Source organism: Mobiluncus sp. (assembly GCF_034180645.1).
GTDB lineage: Bacteria > Actinomycetota > Actinomycetes > Actinomycetales > Actinomycetaceae > Mobiluncus.
In genome coordinates, this window is the sequence record NZ_JAXFNY010000014.1 from 126,666 (window position 1) to 144,470 (window position 17,805).

Consider the following 17,805-nt stretch of genomic DNA (forward strand, 5'->3'; position numbering starts at 1 on the left):
TCGACGATCTATCCGAAAGGAATCACATGTCTGTGAATCGTACTGAACTTGTTGCTGAGATTGCTAAGAAGGCTGGCCTGTCCAAGACCGAAGCTGACGGTGCGCTGTCTGCCTTCCAGGAAATCCTGATTGACTCCCTTAAGAAGGGTGAAACTGTCAAGGTGACCGGTTTGATGAACGTGGAGCGCGTTTCTCGTGCCGCCCGTACCGGCCGCAACCCCCGCACCGGCGAAGAAATCAAGATCCCCGCTGGCTACGGCGTTAAGATTTCTGCTGGCTCCACCCTTAAGAAGGCTGTGTCCAACAAGTAATCGACTCATCTCGTACAAAGTCGGCCGCCCCAGTGGCGGCCGACTTTGTTTTTATGCGGGTTTTCTGTTGGGTGGTGGTTTGAAATCTGCGATTAAATCGGGGTTGGTGGTTATATAGACCAGTAACCCCGATTTAATCGCAGATTAGCAACAACCGGGGTTGTGTCTCGCGAGTTGCCAGGGCGGTTACAATGGTGGCATGAGCGAAACAACTGCGGGCCAACCCCTGACTCAAGGCGGCACGGCGGTGCTGGAACGCACCGAAACCGAGCTGAAACGCAACCCTGGCGACAACGAACGTTACGCCCACTACGTGCGCAAAGACCGGATTACCGCCTCGGCGGTGACCGGCCAAGCCGTCATCGCCCTGTGCGGTAAAGTCTGGGTTCCGATGCGTGACCCGAAGAATTTCCCGATTTGTCCGGCGTGCAAAGAAATCATGAAATCCATGAATGGAGACCACAACGGTCAACCCGGCTGGCCTTTCTTTGGCGGCTCTGACAGTTAAAGATCCACGTATTCCGTGGGGATAGCCACTTCGCCCTCGCTGAGGCGCCACGCCTGATAAGGCAGCTCATTACGGGCCTCGATGTGCCGTTGCTGGGCGCGCTGCAGGGCATCGGGGCCGATCCAAGATTTGTCGATAGCCCCGCCAACCACGAAGTCCTTTTGCAGCGGGCGGGCATCGCGTCTCGCCAGGTATTCCGCGGCGGCCTCCCAGTTCGGAGCCGTCAGCAGCAACTCGGTAGTGGCGGTGTGATCCTCGATGGCACGTCCCGCCCACTTCAGTCCGCCCCGAGTCGATTTCTCAGCCGACTGTTTTGCCACAGATTCCAGATTTCCGTTTGCGTCCTCGCGGGCGACCAGTTTGTAAACCAGGGCGGCAGTCGGGCTTCCCGAACCGGTCACCAGTTTGGTGCCCACCCCGTAGGAATCGACCGGAGCCGCTCCCAAACCTGCGATAGCGTATTCGTCCAGGTCGTTGGTTACCGTAATCTTGGTGGAAGTCGCTCCCAAATCATCGAGCTGTTGGCGGACTTTAAACGCCCCCGCCACCAGGTCGCCCGAATCCAAACGGACCGCGCCTAGCTCCCCGCCGGCGGCTCTAGCAATCCGCACCGCTTTCTCGACTGCTGCGGTCACGTTGTACGTGTCTACCAGCAGCGTTGTGTCCGGACCCATCGACTCAATCTGAGCGGTGAAAGCGGCTTCTTCATCCTCGAACAGAAGGGTAAAGGCGTGGGCAGCGGTGCCGATAGCGCGAATCCCGTACCGTTTTCCGGCCTCCAAGTCAGAGGTGCCTTGAAAACCGCCAATTTGGGCGGCGCGGGCGGCGGAAACGGCTGCCCGCTCATGCACCCGGCGCGCGCCCATATCCACGCAGGGCCGACCGTGAGCAGCGATAGTCATCCGGGACGCCGCAGATGCTACCGCGCAGTCGAAGTTGAGAATCGACAGCAGGTAGGTTTCCAACAGGCAGGCTTCGGCAAAAGTCCCGCGCACCGTCAAAATCGGCGAGTTCACCATGAATACTTCGCCTTCGGGATAGCCAAAAATGTCGCCGGAGAACTCGTAATTTTCCAGGAACTTAATCGTCGTCGGTCCGACTATTTTGTTATCAGACAGGTACTTCAGTTGGGAGTCGTCGAAACGAAACCGCTTGAGCCCCTCCAAAATCCGCGCCACTCCGGCCATCACCAGGAAACGCCGGGAAGAGGGAAAACGCCGGGTAAAAATCTCGAACACGCATTGGCGCTGCCCCATCCCGTGTTCCAAAGCGGAGTCAACCATGGTCAGCTCATACATATCGGTCAGCAGAGAAGTCGTTTCGCGCGTATTCATAGGTATAACTATAGTAGCGCCTGCCCGGTTTTTCGTTTTCGCCTAGAAGCTCCCTGGCCCTCGGCGCCTTTGACGTGCCGCGAGGGCAGGTCCAGCCAGAATCTGTTAATGCCGGCCAGCGGCGGCGAGAGCCGGTAGCATAAAGCTATGAGCAAGGACGATGCTGCTTCTCGAAAAAACGTAGTTCCCCGAGTGTCAAACTCGCATAAGTTCGGTAGCGGCCGGGTAACCAGGGTCGTTGTCGCCCTCCTGGTGGTGCTGCTCCTGGCCGGTTTGGTAGGTCTGCTGGTGCTCTAGGGTAGCCCCGGCGTTTTTGCTTCGGGGCGCGGTAATCCTGCGCGCCTGGGAGAAAACCTTTAACCTTAAAACGTGAGTATTGTCGAACCCGGTACCGAATACGCTCCGTCCTCGGTCGCCCAGCTGGACCGGGTGCTTCCCGGTCAGTGGAACACGGTGGTGTGGAATGATGCCGTGAACCTGATGAGCTATGTGACGTGGGTGTTCAAAACCTATTTCGGGTACTCGCACGAGCGCGCTGAGCGGCTGATGAAGGAAGTTCACTTTAACGGTCGGGCGGTAGTCAGTGCCGGAACTCGTGAACAAATGGAGGCCGATGTGTTGGCCATGAACGAATACGGTCTTTGGGCGACGCTCGAACAGGAAGCCGATTGAGGGGAGCCGGACACGATGCGTGCATTTGCAGCGCTGAACGCGCCTTCAGAAGGGTGGTTCAGCAGGGTTGAACCGCATGAGGCGGCCTTGCTAGCGGGGATTTTCGAGGAACTGGCTGACGCGATGGAGGCCGAAGAAAAGCGCGACGTCCTGGACATGATGGGGGTGGACCTGGATCCCAGCTCCCCGAAAGAACACACTCTCATGTTTGAGAATCTCCTGGGCGTGGACACGGTATCTTCTATCTCGTCCCGTCCTGAAATGCACGACGCGAGCGAGGACCCGGAGACGGAACCTGAACAGCCCCGCGAACGCACTTCTGAACCCGCCTCTGCCCAGCGAGGAAACACTGGCTTTGAACCGAACTCATGGGGCATGACCGACGATCAAACCTTGGCGGCGCTGGACTTTGACCCCCTGGGTCCGCGTCCGCGCCCGGCAAACCCCTACATTGCGGCAATCTTGCGCCCGATGAGCCAAGATCCGGAGGAAGCGGCGGAACTACGCGCCTTGACCACCCCGGACTTGGCAGCGAAAAAGGCTGCCTCCATGCGAGTGGTCGCTGATAGTCTGCGGTGGGCTGCCAACGGCGACGGTGCGGTGGTGGTGAAACCGGAGACGTTGAAAGTGTGGGTTACCGCCATCAACGATGCGCGACTGGCTCTGGGGTGGTCCTTGGATATCGATAACGACACTAGGGCCGAAGAAGTCGAACTGATGGCTGAATCTGACCCGGAGGCAGGGGTTTACACGGCTTACGAAATCACCATAGCCAGCATCTATAATGCTTTGTCATGGTGGCTGGAAACGTTGATGCATGCCGTTGACGGTTGAAACACAAAGGAATTGATAGTGAATAACGCACCCATTGGGATTTTTGATTCCGGGCTGGGCGGGCTGACCGTGGCTCGTTCCATCATCGACCAGTTACCCGGAGAATCTGTGATTTATATCGGGGATACCGCCAACAGTCCCTACGGCACTAAACCCGTGGAACGAGTCAAAGAATTATCACTGAACGTCATGGACAAACTCGTGAAACGTGGGGTAAAAATGCTGGTCATCGCCTGTAACACGGCATCGGCTACGGCGGTATTTGCGGCGCGGTCAAAGTATGACGCCCTGGGGATTCCCGTCCTGGAGGTCATTTCGCCCGCCGTGCATCGCGCGGTTTCCGCCACGCGAAACGGACGCATCGGGGTCATCGCTACCCACACCACTATTGAAACGGAAACCTATCAACGTGCCTTGCACGCTTACCAGCAAGCGCAGGTCAGTGCGAAAGCCTGCCCGGCATTCGTGGATTTTGTGGAACGCGGTATCACCTCGGGGCCAGAGTTGTTAGCGGTGGCGCGAGAATACCTCGAACCGATACGCGACGCGGGGGTGGACACTCTGGTGCTGGGCTGCACCCATTATCCGCTGCTCTCCGGCGTCATCAGCTACGTTATGGGACCGGAGGTGACCCTGGTGTCCTCGGCGGAAGAAACCGCCCATGACGTCTATCGTCAGCTGTTGGACAAAGACTGGTTGAACACTGAGGACTGCGCGGGTACACCAAACCCCCGCTACCAGTTCTTGGCAACGGGGGACACACAAACTTTCACGCGGCTGGCTCGCAGGTTCTTGGGACCAGAGGTCACCGCGGTCGAGCGCGTGTGAGAATCAGATTACTGATCCTTAGGCGTAAACGTCGAGACCGCCTTGGGGATTCATGACCTTTAGTGCAGCGGCTGCCGTAGCAGCTTTTGTCGCGGTGGCTGTCTGAGCGGCAACCGCGGTCACCATCAAGGCTTTCATCGTTTCTGCGTCCATAATCGGCGCAGCACCAGAAATCGGGTTCATGGCTCCATCCGTTCCTTAGTACGTTGGATAGCCGTCACAGCATGACATCGAGGTTCGAATTCGATGACTTGTAGGTGTGGGGCAAATCCGCGTGGGTCGGTTGCGAGGCGCCAACGACGGGCTTGAACTCAGCAACATTGCCGTTCAACGCACCGTGAGTACCAGTAGCCGCAGCCTCGGTTTTAGAGGTGTTCGAGATGGGTTCTGGCTTGTCTGCTTTCGCGCTCGGCTCCGGGGCAGGGCGCGTGAAAGCCTGATTCGTCAATGTGGGGTTCAGAGCCCCGATAACATCAGTTGAAAGCATAATTTCCTCCTGAAACTCTGGCGAAGTTAAACAACTCCACGAGGGCAATCCTTTGCCCTCACTAATTATTGTGCCATTTCGCCCCGCGAAAGGCTAGACTTCGGGGGAAATCAAAGAAAAATTCCCCATCCTTTCAGGCGATTTTCAGACTTTGTCAGGACAATTGGGGCGATTGTGGTTTTGTGTTCCGCAGCGGGGTGCTTTCCCAGACCTCGCGGCGCAATCACAGGGTGATTCGGGTGCGGACTCCCAGCATGGCTTCGAGCTGTGGAGCTATCTGAATGAAGGCCTTGGCGCGGTGTGAAATAGTGTTCTTGGCCTCCTGGCTCAGTTCGCCATTGGTGACATCCTGGCCGTCCGCCATAAAAATCGGGTCGTACCCGAAACCGTTTTTGCCCTTCGGCTCCCGCACCAGGCGTCCGCCCATAACCCCGTTTCCCAGGTATGTTCCACCTCCCGGGACCAACAGCACCGCGGCACAGATGAATGCCGCCGTGCGATAGCCATCATCGATGTCCTGCAGCTGGTTCAACAACAGTTCCAGATTGGCCCGGTCGTCCCCGTGGTGTCCGCACCACCGAGCCGAAAAAATTCCGGGGGCGCCGCCCAAAATGTCTACGCTCAAACCGGAATCGTCAGCCAGAATCGGCACGTCCACCAAGCTGGCAAGGGCACGCGCCTTAATCAGGGCGTTGGCAGAAAAAGAGGTACCGTCCTCGCGCGGTTCAGGAGCCCCCAGCGTACCCGAGGCGACAATTCCTCCCGGGTGCAGGCTCGGCACCAAGGGACGTAAAATCTCCTCTACTTCCCGAACCTTGTGGGCATTGCCCGTAGCCATCACCACCTGTGCCTCCGGCGGCACTTTCAGTTTCTGAGCGTCCTTATCCCGTAAATCCGGCACAGAAGTCAAAATACTCACGCGATTACTCCATCTGTTAGCGTCAACACCGCACCGGGCGCACTGTCTACTGCCGCGCGCTGCAATCTGGTCAAATCATGGCAACCGGCCTGGGCCAAATCCAATAAAGCGTCCAGCTCGGCGCGGCTAAACGGCGCGCCCTCCGCGGTTCCCTGCACCTCCACCAGAGTTCCTGAGCCGGTCATCACCACATTCATGTCGGTTTCGGCACGGGAATCTTCCTCGTAGGGCAAATCCAGGCGCGGCGTGGAATCAATGATCCCCACGGAAATGGCACAAACCGAGTCGCGTGTGGGATTGCCGGGAATAAAACCGTTGTCCCTACCCACGGCGATGGCGCGCTGCAAGGCAATCCAAGCCCCGGTAATCGAGGCGGTGCGAGTGCCCCCATCGGCTTGCAAAACGTCGCAGTCTATCGCAATCGTGTTCTCACCCAACGCGGCGTAATCCACCGAAGCGCGCAGCGCCCGTCCAATGAGCCGGGAAATCTCTGAGGTGCGCCCGCTGATTTTCCCCTTGACTGACTCGCGGGTATTGCGAGTATCGGTAGCGCGGGGGAGCATGGCGTACTCAGCCGTGACCCAGCCCAAACCGGAGTCCTTGCGCCACCGGGGAACCCCTTCCGTCAAGCTGGCCGAACACAGCACTCGGGTGTTCCCAAAAGATACCAACACGCACCCTTCCGGGGCGCTGACCCAATCCATGTGTAGAGTCACTTCGCGGAGCTGGTCCACCCGGCGTCCGTCTGCACGCTCAATCATCTCAGTCATAATCCCAGTCTATTATTTCTGAGTCGGGAGAGTGCATTGGGGCAGTTCAGAGGTCTTTCCATCGCGTATCTTTTGCACCACGTCCAGCGCTTCGGAAAACGTCCCGATTTTCGCTACCGTCAGTCCTTTCGGGATGTTGCCAACGACTTCGTTGCAGTTCTGGGCCGGGGCCAGGAAAAACTTGGCTCCGTCAGCCTTCGCTCCCGCCATCTTTTGCTCAATTCCGCTGATGGGGCCGACTTTACCGGCCAAGTCGATAGTCCCGGTCCCGGCAATCACCGATTTTCCGGTTAGGTGTTCGGGCGTGAGCTGCTCCACTATCCCCAGGGCAAACATGGTGCCCGCGGAAGGTCCGCCCACGTCTTGAAGGTGAAAAGTGATGTCCAGAGGAACGTCCACGTCCGAAGCTAAATAGATGCTGAGCTGCGAGCCTTTCCCGATTTTGCCGTTCGCTTTCCTGACCGGAGCGGTTTTCATGCTCACCGTCTGGGCTTCGCCGTTGCGGATGATACCGAGTTCAACAGTGTCGCCGCTCGGCACTGTGTCCAAGAACTTGCGCAAGTCCTCAACAGTGTGGACGTTCAGCGGGGTTTGACCGGGACGGGCAATGGTTTGCACCACGTCTTTCTTACGCAAAATGCCGGCCGCGGGCGAGTCTTTGGCAATCTCGGCGACAGACCAGGTGATGTTCACGTCATACCCCAAGGATTCCAGCGCCACCGCTTCGGCGGAGAGTTGGGATTGGTCCATCTGTTGCACCCCGAGCTTCTTAATGTCTTTGCTGGAAACATTGTGGGGATAGACCATTTCTTCGGGCAAGATGGTGGTATTTGGGCTAAACGCCGCCACAATCAGGTCCCAACCGCTGACCATAGAGCCGGGTCCCCCCAGGGAGGAAACCGTGGTCATGCGCAGTTCTCCGTTGTTGTCTGGATAGGTTTTCGCGCCTTTCACCTCGATGAGAGGGGTTTGCTTATCGTCCTTGCCTAGCACGTCAAAGGTCGGTCCCGGATAGTTGATGACCACAGGATAAGAATAGAGGAACAGAAAATACCCGCCCAGGACGATGAGGGCAAAGCTCAGAACCCAACGGCTCAAAGACCATCGGGAGCGGGGGTGAGCGGGCGCGTCAGCAGGGGCTTTTGGCGGCGAATCAGTTTTGGATTCGAGCGTCGGTGAATCTTCGGGGCCAGGCGTATCCGCTCCCTTATCCAGCGCATCGGTGTTCATCACGGATACTATAGTCTCATGGATGAAAGTGAGATGCCTGACTGGGCCGAAATGCTGCGCCAGGTTTTTGGCGAGGAAAAAGCCCGTGAGATGGAGGAAAAGCTCCGTTCCGGCACCCCGTTCTCGGCGTTTTCCGGAGGGGAGGGTATTTTTGCTTTCCCGCTGCAGTCCCTACTGTCCAGCTCCGATGAGCCGGTGAACTGGGACTTGGCGCGTATGACTGCCCTGGGGCGTCTGGGCGGGGCAACCCGGGTGGTGACTGCCGCTGATGCCGACCGGGTGCGTCAAGCCCTGTCTCAAGCTAATTTGCGCCTAGACCCGGTCACTTCGCTCACTCCGCCGCCTGCCAGCTATACCGCCTTATCCGCACCGAAGTGGCTGGATGCCTCGTCCGAAGTCTGGAAAATCTTGGTTACCCCGGTGGCTGCCAAAACGTCTGAGTCTATGAAACAGGCGCTGTCTGCGCATATTGCCGACGGCGACTTACATATCGAGATTTCTTCCGGCCCGCCCGAACTACAACAGCTGATGGGGCTGTTTTCCAAGGATGGCGACCCGGCGTCGCTGAACCTGGATTCCCTGCTGGGGGTTTTGAGTTCAAACCTGTTCGGGCTGCAGTTTGGCCAGGCTTGGGGGAGTTTGGCGGCCGAGAGCTTTGGCTCGACCGACATCGGGCTGCCGGTTGCAGAGGTGAATCAAGCGGCAATAGTGCTGGAAAACGTGGAAAAGTTCGCTGCCGACATCAGCCTGGAAGTCGAGCCAGTGCTGGCTTTCCTGGCGACTCGCGAGGCCGCCTACGTGCGGCTTTATCACGCCGTGCCGTGGCTGCGGATGCATGTCACCAAGGCGATTGAGGACTACGCGAGGGACATCAGCTTCGATTTGCAAGCGATGGAATCGGCCCTGCAGGGCCTGGACCCGATGGATCAAGACGCCCTGCACAAGCTCATCGCGCAAGGCGTGCTGACTCCCAGTCAGACCAATAACCAAACCGCCGCGAAACAAAGCCTGGAGACCCTGCTGGCGATTATGGAGGGATGGGTCGACATGGTGACCACGCGCTGTTTGGCAGGGACGTTACCTCAGATGGGAGCCTTGCGAGAGATGATGAATCGGCGCCGCGCCACCGGAGGACCGGCCGAGAAAGCGTTCGCCGCCCTCATCGGCTTGGAACTGCGACCCAAACGGTTGCGTGAAGCCAGCGCCTTGTGGTCCAAACTGGTGGCCAAGCTCGGCGAAGCCGGCGCGGAAGGCTTGTGGGACCACCCGGACCTGCTACCGGAGGAAAGCGACTTCGACGCCCCCGACGAGTTCGTGGCGCGCCTGGCCGGAGAAGGCCCGAAAGACCAGCTGGAAGCTGATTTGGAGGCTATGCTGCAAGGGACTTTGGGATACGCCAAAGGGTTGGAGCCCGGCATTGATTCGGAAGGTGACGCGGAGGTGTCACAAGACCGTCCCGACGCCGATTCGCCCGACGGTTCCGGTCAACCGTGGACAGATCCGGACAGTCCGGAAAATCCCACTCCTGACGTCTAATCAGGCGGCTGTAACCGCGCGGGCTCGCTTCGCAAACGCCGGCTCCGGGGGAACGTCAAGCTCGACCGGAAGGTAACTGCAGTCGCATTCCGGGTGAGCCTCGAAGTGTCGCGTGGTGACGATTCCGTCCACCGAGATACGCGTGACATCACCGGGGTGCAGGGCACGGCAATCTAAGAATGCCAAGGCTTGCGCCGCTGCAATCGCCGCACCCGCGCCTGCCAATGCTGTTTCCACCCGCGGAAACGCTGCCCAGTGCAGGTTCGCGGCGCGTTCTGCCAGGTGTGCCACTTCTGTGGCCTGGTGCAGGGCGATACAGGACGTGCACGGGGTCAAACCGGGCACAACCAGCGGTCCGACCTCGACAAAATCATGACCTGCCACCACCGCCAGAAACGGCTGATTGGCCTGCATCGCTTTTTGCGCCGCCACCGGGTCGGGAATACCCCAGCTGAACTGTACCGCCAAGTCAGCTGGGATGCGCCGGGTCGTGACCGCGGCGTGCCGCAGGCGCTGTTCTACCAGGTCTTTCGTGGTGTGCCGCGTGTCAAGGGCGGTTTCCAAGTCCGGTTCGGGGCTGCGGGTGGTGGCGGGGACTTGAATCTTGCCGATACCGGCGGCGCCCAGTTCCAGAGCCAACAGTTGAGCCATACGGTCGGCCCGATTGAGTGAAACGCTCAGTTCCTGGCGATTCCGGTAGGCGCGACGCATCTTGGCGCCCCCAGCTCGTGACCAAAATCCGTCGTCAGGTCCGCCGTGTAGGCGGGGACTGCGCAGCTGCAGCAGTTCGACGTCAACCAAGGCTCGCAGGATTTCCGAGACTCTGGTCAAGGGAATGCGGCAGGCTTTGGCAAAGTCGGACAAGTCCGGGCGGGTACAGCCCGCCACCAGGCGTTGCAGTAGCTGGAATTCCTTTTCGGAACACTGCGGAAAACAAAACATGGTTTCCAGTCCGGCGCACAGCTCGACTGAACCATCGGGTAGCTTAACCAAGTGAATACCCTCATTTAGTTTCATAATCTCTCACCTCAATTCAAAGCATCTCAAATGTTATATAATAAACTCAAATGACGATCTGGTGCTTGTGGATAACTCGGTATCCGCGCTGGACAGGACCCCGGTTTCGTGCGGTGTCATCCTGCGTGGGAAACTTGGAGGAGTAAAGGAACGCGGAGTCGAGGGGAGGTAACCGTGAACGGTAAGCGTTACGCTGCGTCGCCCAGTGCGGAACTGAGTGCCGCCCAACTGCTGGATGAACTGGACGAACAGCAGCGCGAGGTTGCTCAGCACCAGCACGGGGCGCTATGTGTGCTGGCGGGGGCGGGCACCGGGAAAACCCGGGCGATTACCTATCGCATCGCTTACGGGGTGCGCAGCGGGCAGGTCGATTCCGAAAATGTGTTAGCGCTGACGTTTACCCAAAAAGCCGCGGCAGAGATGAAAACCCGACTGGAAGGCCTGGGGGTGGGACAGGTCTGGGCGCGCACCTTCCACTCCGCGGCGCTGGCGCAGGTCAAGCACTTTTGGCCGCAGGTCATGGGCGGAACCATGCCGACCCTGACCGGACTGAAAGCGACCCTGGTGACAGCAGCGGGGATGCGATTGGGGCTGAACCTCGGAAAAGCGCAGGTACGGGCGCTAGCCGGGGAAATCGAGTGGGCGAAGGTGTCGCTGGTGGACCCGCCGCATTACGCCGCGGCGGCGCGGGCGGCAGGGCGCGAAGCCGTAGCCGATTTGAGTACCGAGCGGGTTGCGGAGCTGCTGGACGCCTATGAGGATGCGAAAATATCAGCGGAACAGCTGGATTTTGAAGATATTTTGCTGCTGTGCGCGGGCATGATGGACGAGCGCGAGGACGTGGCGCGGACAATACGCAACCAGTACCGATATTTCGTGGTGGACGAATATCAGGATGTCTCCCCGCTACAGAACTACCTGTTGATGAGCTGGCTGGGACGCCGCCGCGACCTGGCGGTGGTGGGGGACGCGGCGCAAACCATCTACTCTTTTGCTGGCGCCACCCCGGAATATTTGACCGAGTTCACCCAGACCTATCCCGAAGCGAAAGTCGTGGAACTAATCCGGGACTATCGCTCCACCCCCCAGATTGTGAACTTGGCGAATCAGGTTTTGTCCCAGGCAAAAGGGGCGGACGGCAAGCCTTTGGGCGGTACCGTCCGGCTGGTGTCTCAACGCGAATCCGGCCCGGCGGTGTCTTGGTTCGCAACCCCGGACGATGAAACCGAGGCAAGGGAAATCGCGCGCCGTATTCAAGACCTGCTGGCGGAGGGCCTGAAACCCAGCCAGATTGCGGTGTTGTTCCGTACCAACGCCCAAGCTGCACTGTTCGGGGTGGCTTTGGGCGCGAAACGAATTCCTTTCGTAATCAAGGACCAGGTCACGAAACTTGCAGGAGGAACCGCGGATAGCGGGGCGCAGACGGAGGATGATGAACCCGGCGGCGTGACGTTAGCTTCCCTGCACTCGGCGAAAGGGCTCGAGTGGGAAGCGGTGTTTCTGGCGGGAGCCAGCGAAGGTTTGCTACCCATCAGCTTGGCCAAAACCCCAGCGGTTATCGAGGAAGAACGCCGCCTGTGCTATGTCGGGGTGACGCGGGCGCGCAGCCGGCTCATCGTGTCTTTTGCCAAAGCCCGCCGCGACGGCGCCGCCCAAGAACGCGAGGCGTGCCGTTTCTTGGCGCCGTTTTGGCCTCGCCGCAGTGAAATGCTGCGGCGTTCCGGTAGGCACTAGACCGGGTTTGGTCAGCTTTAGTGCAGGTCAAGAGGCAGAGTTCGGGTCGCCGTTGATGCCGTTGGTGATGAGTTGCAGCAAATCCGCGACCAAAGCCGGACCCTGTTCAATGTGCTCCGGGTCGGTGTCGAAGTGCGGGTGAACGATCGACCAGGCTTCGGTGCGGGTGGCGGCCACGACAAAACGGGATCGTTCCTGACCTGCCGTCTTTTTCTCTAGGAAGACTTGCCGTTCCTGGGGGTCAGCGGGGGCGTCAGCCATGTCTTCGGCGGTCACCATGGCGTCAGTTTCGTAGAGTACGGCCACGCCTTCGATTTCATCGCTCCACACCACGCGTCCCAGCTGGTGTAAGAAATCCAAACCATCGTCATGGGGTAGCTGGAAAGGTAGTGCTGTCAACGATTCGGGGTCTGACGCGGCGGTTTCGTGCATGGCGGCGACCAGCTCATCTGGGGCGTGTCCCGTCAGCATATCGGCGGCCTCCCCGGTCTTGTGCAAAGTAAAGAGTTGACCAGTTTGCAGCTCTGTCAGAGGCTCGGCGTGGGCGTCAATCTCCCATACCACCCGCACGATCGCGGGAATCTCAGCCGGGACAGGAACCTGTTCAGATGCGGAGGGCGTGGACTCGTCCCCGGCAGGGTTCGGACTGGCGTTCCCATCCGGGGTAAAGGACATCCCCATTACGGTTCCGCCGGGAAAATTCGTCAAAGGGTTGCTTGGTTCACTCATGTTTTCTATTATCTCATCAAAAGTTGAAACTTCGGGGAACCAGCTAGGCGAGCGGGGACTGGGGGTAAAAACTTCCCGAATGGAAGAACACCGGGGTTTTGTGGAAAGATGGCATCTGAGTACAAATTCGAGACTGAGGAGTTAAGTGAGTACAGGGCATCCCTCTAACGGTTCGTTCTTTGGCAATATTTTCGCCGGTCCTCCGGGGGGTGCCTCGCGCGGTCCGGGCGGAATGCAGCCGCCCCGTATGCCCCGTCCCGCCGCTGGTGGGGCGAATCCCGGTCCCCAGGGTGGAACCAAGACTTTGGGGATAGTTATCGCGATTATCGCGGTGCTCATCGCCGTGGTGGGATTCATGTCGCGGATTTGGGCGGAACTGGCTTGGTATCAGCAGCTCGGTCGGATTTCCGTGGTGTTGACGGCCTGGGGTTGGCGCATTGGCTTAGTGGTTGTGGCGATGCTGCTGGCGGCCGCCGTGACCTGGGTGAACTTGATGATTGCAGCGAAGGCGAGCCCCGATGCTTCGCAGCGCAGCAAAGCCAAGAAACGCCGCGGCGCGGAACGCAAGATGGACGCGGCGAAACGCAAGATTCAGCGTGAGAGCGACAAAACGACCCCGGATTCCGCTAAACAGGAAAAACCGGACCAGCAAAGTGACGAAACGCTCTATCCTGGGGAAAAGTCGGCAGGCAGTAAAGGCGCCGACAAGCCCTCCGATTCGGAAAAGATTATTGATCTGGACGCCGAGTTCGACACGGTCTTTGACACGGCGGATTTGGAAGAAGAATTCCGGCGTGCCACCCGCCGCTCCGAGCGTCCCGCGGTGGCAGCCCTGCACGATACTTTGCAGCCGTGGCGCAAGTTCCTGATTGTGATATTACCGCTGGTGGTGGGTCTGATGGTGGCCACCCCGTTGATTTCGCAGTGGGAGCTGTTCGCCGCGTGGTTCCACCGGAATGACTTTGGGGTCAAGGATCCCGTTTTCGCCCGAGATTCGTCATTCTTCGTGTTCTCGCTGCCGGTGTTTTCCGAGCTGACCACCCTGCTGTTCTACGTGGTGGTTACCGCTGGGTTGTTTACGTTGGCCCGCTACTACCTGCAGGGCAACCTGTCCACAAAAATTGCTGAGATTCCCGACCGCACCCGGATTCACATCTCGGTTTTGCTGGCTATCTTGGCTGCTATTATCGGCCTGCGCTACTACCTGGATCGGTTCGTGCTGCTTCTGGGGTCGCACGATAAGTTTTCGGGGGCGTCCTACACCGATATTCATGCCGTGCTGCCGGCCAAGAACATTTTGGTGGGGATTTCCCTGGTCATTGCCGTGTTGTTCATCATCGGGGCTTTTCGGAAGTCTTGGGTCATTCCCGCCACCGGGGTCGGCGTCATGGTGCTGTCCTCGCTGCTGGTGGGTAGCCTTTACCCGTGGCTGGTGCAGCGGTTCCAAGTCGATCCGTCCGCGCAGGAACTCGAAGCGCCCTATATCGCTCACAACATCAAAGCGACTCGTGACGCATTCGGAATCGCTGACGTAAAGGAAGAAACCTATAAGGCAACCACGGAGGCTACTGCCGGCCAGCTCCGGTCGGATAGCGAGTCTACCGCCTCGATTCGTCTGCTGGACCCCTCGGTCGTGTCCCGCACTTTTGGCCAGATGGAACAAAACCGGCAGTACTACCGATTCGCCTCTAACCTGGCGGTGGATCGCTACACCATTGACGGCAAGCCGCAAGACACCGTGATCGCAGTGCGCGAGCTCGATACGAACCAGTTGGGTGATTCCCAAAAATCCTGGGTCAACCAGCACACGGTGTTCACCCACGGCTTCGGGGTTGTCACCGCTTACGGTTCCAAAGTCGAAGGGGACGGCTCCCCGGCCTTCTGGGAAAAAGGTATCCCCTCCCAAGGTGAACTGGGCGAATATGAGCCGCGGATTTACTTCGGCCAGTTCTCACCGGACTATTCCATCGTGGGGGCGCCAAAGGGTGCGCCGAAACGGGAGTTTGATTACCCCTCCGACGTCACTCAGGACAAGGGCGTTAACAACACTTTCACGGGTCAAGGCGGGCCGAGCGTGGGTAACTTGTGGGAGAGGCTGATGTATGCCCTCAAGTTCCGTTCCTCCGAGATTTTCTTTTCTCAACAGGTCAATAACTCCTCGCAAATCCTGTTCTACCGTTCCCCCGAACAGCGCGTGGCGAAAGTCGCCCCGTACCTGACCTTGGATTCGCGGGCGTATCCCGCGGTTGTGGACATGGACGGCGACCCGAAAACGCCGAAACGAGTGGTGTGGATTGTTGACGGTTACACGACCTCGAACTCTTACCCGTATTCAAACCACATGGATTTGAACGCTTCCATTTCCGATTCGCGCAACATCGGCTCCGGCTACCAAGTCATGAACAGCGTGAACTACATGCGCAACTCTGTGAAAGCCGTGGTTGATGCCTATGACGGTTCGGTTCACCTGTACCAGTGGGACGCGAAAGACCCCATCGTCAACGCTTGGGGCAAAGTGTTCCCCGGTCAGATTGAGCCGCTAAGCTCGGTTTCCGGCGATTTGATGGCGCACTTTAAGTATCCCGAGGACCTGTTCAAGGTGCAGCGAAACCTCATCGCGCGCTACCACACGACCGATCCGCGGTCGTTCTATTCCGGTTCGGACTTCTGGAAACTGCCCGACGACCCGACTCACGAGGGCTCACAAACCGTCCTGTCGTCGCTGCAGCCTCCCTACTACCTGACCATGAAAGTTCCTGGCCAGGAATCGACCGAGTTCTCGCTGTACTCGACCTACATTCCTTACGGTCAGTCAGACCGAAACGTGTTGACCGGGTATTTGACAGTGGACTCGGAAACGGGGTCAGAGCCCGGCAAGGTGCGTGACGGGTACGGCAAGCTGCGGCTACTGTCCCTGCCTTCGGACCTAGCGGTCCCCGGTCCGGGCCAAGTATCCAACAAGTTCAAGACCACCGATACGGTTTCGCAAACGTTGAACCTGCTGTCCCAGCAGTCTACCGAGGTCGTTCGCGGCAACTTGCTGACTTTGCCGGTCGGCGGCGGCTTGCTGTATGTCCAGCCGGTCTATGTCCAGGCCCAATCCGGTACCACCTATCCGTTGCTGCGCTTCGTGTTGACGTCGTTCGGTGACAAGATTGGATTCGCGCCGACTCTGCAGGCTTCCCTCGATCAGCTCTTTGGCGGCGACGCCGGGGTACAGACTTCCGAAAATGAAGTGCCAGTAGCCGGTGCCGAGGGCAATGGCGAGAACCCTGCCGAACCGAGTTTGACGCCGCAGCAGCAGCTCCAGGCGGCTCTGCAAGGCGCACGCAAGGCGATGGATGACGCGGACGCGGCCATGAAAGCGGGCGATTGGGAAGCCTACGGCAAGGCCCAAACCGAGCTGAAGCAACAGCTGCAGCAGGCTTTGATCTTCGGCGGCGGACTGCCGGAGGCTCCCGACGCGACCCAGCCGGCGAATCCCGGCGACACGCCCAACGTCCAGCCGACTACCGAGCCCAGCGGCGCGGCGACCCCGGCGGCTAGTCCCAAGGCGAAAGCCTCCGCGGCAGCCAGTGCCCGTCCCCAACCCCGCAAATCCGCTAGCTGACACGGAAAGTGTCGTCCGCGGAAAACTGCCAGCTGGGGGGTGGACAGTGCCGGGCAGGGGAAACCTTCAGCGGACCAGGAAAGTGCCGCAACGTGCTTGTGAGCTCGACCCGTGGCGCCCTCCAAGTTGAGGTAAAACCTCAGAACTGGTAAAGTGTATGGGTCGCTTGACGCGGGGTGGAGCAGCTCGGTAGCTCGCCGGGCTCATAACCCGGAGGTCGTCGGTTCAAATCCGGCCCCCGCTACTGTTCCACGGTCCCTGGAAGCATTCGCTTCCAGGGACTTTGCTATTTCTACGGTGTCTTCGGGCATGAGTTCTGAGAGGGGAACGTCTAGGATGGCAGCCGTCTTTGCTAGCTCGGTGACTGTCCAAGTTACCTTGCCTGAAATCTTGCGCGAGACTGTTGCTCTAGTAAGTCCAAGCAACTTACCAAGTTGCGGTTGATTAATATCACGGCGGTACATCCAAAATCGGATAAGTTCACCGACCCGCTGGTCAACGGTCTGTGCGCTCATAGGAGCAGCTATCACTGAATTCATAGGTTCATACTGACACATGATTGCAAATCATGCAACATCAACACGCTTGACAATACATAAGTATCAGGATATTCTCAGTCATATAGTTACAGTAAACGTAACGATGAGAGGTTTTTGTGGGTGAGGTACTGAGTCCTAAGCAAGTTGCCAAGCTTCTGAAGTGACCACCGGAACAATCTACCGGTGGATAAGCGAGGGGAAGCTTGCTTACACGAGACTTCCATCTGGCTATTACAGAATCCCGGCTTCTGAGATTTCTCGTATTCTTACCCCCACCCCAGCGACCGAGAACACCAGTGCTGAAGTGGTCGATGATGTTGAAACCGAGTCTGACAATGCGGTGTTTCCTCCGGAGTTGTTTTAGGGGGTGGCTCGGTGAGTATTCAGGCGATGACGTGGGCGTTCGGAATTCAGAATTTGAAGCCTTTGGACAAGCTGGTTTTGGTATCTCTTGCTGACCAGGCTAACGATGAGGGGCTGTGTCATCCCTCTATTGATACTTTGGCGCGCATGGCTTCAACTTCTGTGCGGAGTGTGAAGCGGTCGGTTGCTTTTTTGAAGGGTAATGGTTTTCTGGAAGTCGTGCATCGGTCGAGTCAGGATGGCCTGAAGTGTCCCAGGTTTTGTTCCGTTTGAGTAGATGGGAAAATCTGGATTATGCCGAAGAAGTTTGATCAGGAATCGAAGGATCGGGTTGTGCGTTTGGTCGAGGATCGGATCCTTGCTGAGGGGCTTTCGATGCAGCAA

The 17,805-nt window shown here is 58.5% G+C and carries 19 protein-coding genes and 1 tRNA gene; 11 read left to right on the top strand and 9 right to left on the bottom strand.

Annotated features, from left to right (window positions below):
- Positions 1 to 26 precede the first annotated feature (26 nt).
- Both SPI05_RS06155 and SPI05_RS06160 read left to right on the top strand, forming a co-directional pair.
- Positions 27 to 311, top strand: a complete 285-nt coding sequence (locus tag SPI05_RS06155; protein ID WP_004008105.1) for an HU family DNA-binding protein — start codon at positions 27 to 29, stop codon at positions 309 to 311.
- Positions 312 to 510: 199 nt separating this feature from the next.
- Positions 511 to 819 carry a DUF3039 domain-containing protein gene (locus SPI05_RS06160; RefSeq protein ID WP_282921877.1) on the top strand — a complete coding sequence of 103 codons (309 nt, stop codon included), beginning with the start codon at positions 511 to 513 and terminating at the stop codon, positions 817 to 819.
- On the opposite strand, the gene SPI05_RS06165 is transcribed toward SPI05_RS06160, so the two are convergent.
- On the bottom strand, positions 816 to 2,153 hold the full coding sequence (locus SPI05_RS06165) for a nicotinate phosphoribosyltransferase (RefSeq protein WP_321077109.1): 1,338 nt from the start codon (positions 2,151 to 2,153) through the stop codon (positions 816 to 818). The genes SPI05_RS06160 and SPI05_RS06165 overlap by 4 nt on opposite strands.
- A gap of 147 nt (positions 2,154 to 2,300) precedes the next feature.
- Between SPI05_RS06165 and SPI05_RS06170 the strand changes: the two genes are divergently transcribed.
- The 4 genes from SPI05_RS06170 (at position 2,301) to murI (ending at position 4,487) form a co-directional block, all read left to right on the top strand.
- Positions 2,301 to 2,450, top strand: coding sequence for a hypothetical protein (locus tag SPI05_RS06170; protein WP_321077111.1), 150 nt, complete (start codon positions 2,301 to 2,303; stop codon positions 2,448 to 2,450).
- Between the two features lie 72 nt (positions 2,451 to 2,522).
- Positions 2,523 to 2,825 carry an ATP-dependent Clp protease adapter ClpS gene (clpS, locus tag SPI05_RS06175; RefSeq protein WP_321077113.1) on the top strand — a complete coding sequence of 101 codons (303 nt, stop codon included), beginning with the start codon at positions 2,523 to 2,525 and terminating at the stop codon, positions 2,823 to 2,825.
- Positions 2,826 to 2,840: 15 nt separating this feature from the next.
- A complete protein-coding gene (locus SPI05_RS06180; protein WP_321077115.1) occupies positions 2,841 to 3,659 on the top strand; it encodes a DUF2017 family protein in 819 nt (272 codons plus the stop codon).
- 18 nt (positions 3,660 to 3,677) lie between these two features.
- Entirely contained in the window at positions 3,678 to 4,487 is an 810-nt protein-coding gene (gene murI, locus SPI05_RS06185; protein WP_321077117.1) for a glutamate racemase, read from the top strand.
- An 18-nt stretch (positions 4,488 to 4,505) separates the two neighbouring features.
- On the opposite strand, the gene SPI05_RS06190 is transcribed toward murI, so the two are convergent.
- From SPI05_RS06190 to SPI05_RS06210, 5 genes are all read right to left on the bottom strand, one after another.
- On the bottom strand, positions 4,506 to 4,670 hold the full coding sequence (locus tag SPI05_RS06190; protein ID WP_004008098.1) for a hypothetical protein: 165 nt from the start codon (positions 4,668 to 4,670) through the stop codon (positions 4,506 to 4,508).
- A 34-nt stretch (positions 4,671 to 4,704) separates the two neighbouring features.
- A complete protein-coding gene (locus tag SPI05_RS06195; RefSeq protein WP_321077119.1) occupies positions 4,705 to 4,974 on the bottom strand; it encodes a hypothetical protein in 270 nt (89 codons plus the stop codon).
- 223 nt (positions 4,975 to 5,197) lie between these two features.
- Positions 5,198 to 5,893 carry an RdgB/HAM1 family non-canonical purine NTP pyrophosphatase gene (gene rdgB, locus SPI05_RS06200; protein WP_297346880.1) on the bottom strand — a complete coding sequence of 232 codons (696 nt, stop codon included), beginning with the start codon at positions 5,891 to 5,893 and terminating at the stop codon, positions 5,198 to 5,200.
- Entirely contained in the window at positions 5,890 to 6,663 is a 774-nt protein-coding gene (gene rph / locus SPI05_RS06205; RefSeq protein WP_321077121.1) for a ribonuclease PH, read from the bottom strand. The genes rdgB and rph overlap by 4 nt, the downstream gene beginning before the upstream one ends.
- A gap of 12 nt (positions 6,664 to 6,675) precedes the next feature.
- Complete coding sequence (locus tag SPI05_RS06210) at positions 6,676 to 7,893, bottom strand: PDZ domain-containing protein (protein ID WP_321077123.1); 1,218 nt, start codon at positions 7,891 to 7,893, stop codon at positions 6,676 to 6,678.
- 33 nt (positions 7,894 to 7,926) lie between these two features.
- Here SPI05_RS06210 and SPI05_RS06215 point away from each other — a divergent pair, with 33 nt between their 5' ends.
- The gene (locus SPI05_RS06215) at positions 7,927 to 9,429 is read left to right on the top strand and encodes a zinc-dependent metalloprotease (RefSeq protein ID WP_321077124.1); all 1,503 of its coding nucleotides are present in this window, start codon (positions 7,927 to 7,929) and stop codon (positions 9,427 to 9,429) included.
- Here SPI05_RS06215 and SPI05_RS06220 read toward each other — a convergent pair whose 3' ends face one another.
- Positions 9,430 to 10,446, bottom strand: a complete 1,017-nt coding sequence (locus SPI05_RS06220; RefSeq protein ID WP_321077126.1) for a hypothetical protein — start codon at positions 10,444 to 10,446, stop codon at positions 9,430 to 9,432.
- Between the two features lie 174 nt (positions 10,447 to 10,620).
- Here SPI05_RS06220 and SPI05_RS06225 point away from each other — a divergent pair, with 174 nt between their 5' ends.
- Positions 10,621 to 12,180 (top strand): ATP-dependent helicase, encoded by a 1,560-nt coding sequence (locus SPI05_RS06225; protein ID WP_321077128.1) that lies wholly within the window; start codon positions 10,621 to 10,623, stop codon positions 12,178 to 12,180.
- 27 nt (positions 12,181 to 12,207) lie between these two features.
- Here SPI05_RS06225 and SPI05_RS06230 read toward each other — a convergent pair whose 3' ends face one another.
- A complete protein-coding gene (locus tag SPI05_RS06230; RefSeq protein WP_321077130.1) occupies positions 12,208 to 12,909 on the bottom strand; it encodes a hypothetical protein in 702 nt (233 codons plus the stop codon).
- 247 nt (positions 12,910 to 13,156) lie between these two features.
- On the opposite strand from SPI05_RS06230, the gene SPI05_RS06235 reads away from it, so the two are divergent.
- Both SPI05_RS06235 and SPI05_RS06240 read left to right on the top strand, forming a co-directional pair.
- Positions 13,157 to 16,519: a UPF0182 family protein gene (locus SPI05_RS06235; protein ID WP_321077136.1), complete on the top strand. Its 3,363-nt coding sequence runs from the start codon at positions 13,157 to 13,159 to the stop codon at positions 16,517 to 16,519.
- 170 nt (positions 16,520 to 16,689) lie between these two features.
- Positions 16,690 to 16,763 (top strand) — tRNA-Met (locus SPI05_RS06240).
- On the opposite strand, the gene SPI05_RS08995 is transcribed toward SPI05_RS06240, so the two are convergent.
- The gene (locus SPI05_RS08995; RefSeq protein ID WP_414601971.1) at positions 16,723 to 17,076 is read right to left on the bottom strand and encodes a helix-turn-helix domain-containing protein; all 354 of its coding nucleotides are present in this window, start codon (positions 17,074 to 17,076) and stop codon (positions 16,723 to 16,725) included. The genes SPI05_RS06240 and SPI05_RS08995 overlap by 41 nt on opposite strands.
- Before the next feature lie 372 nt (positions 17,077 to 17,448).
- On the opposite strand from SPI05_RS08995, the gene SPI05_RS09000 reads away from it, so the two are divergent.
- A complete protein-coding gene (locus SPI05_RS09000; RefSeq protein ID WP_414601972.1) occupies positions 17,449 to 17,694 on the top strand; it encodes a helix-turn-helix domain-containing protein in 246 nt (81 codons plus the stop codon).
- The last annotated feature ends 111 nt before the right edge of the window (positions 17,695 to 17,805 follow it).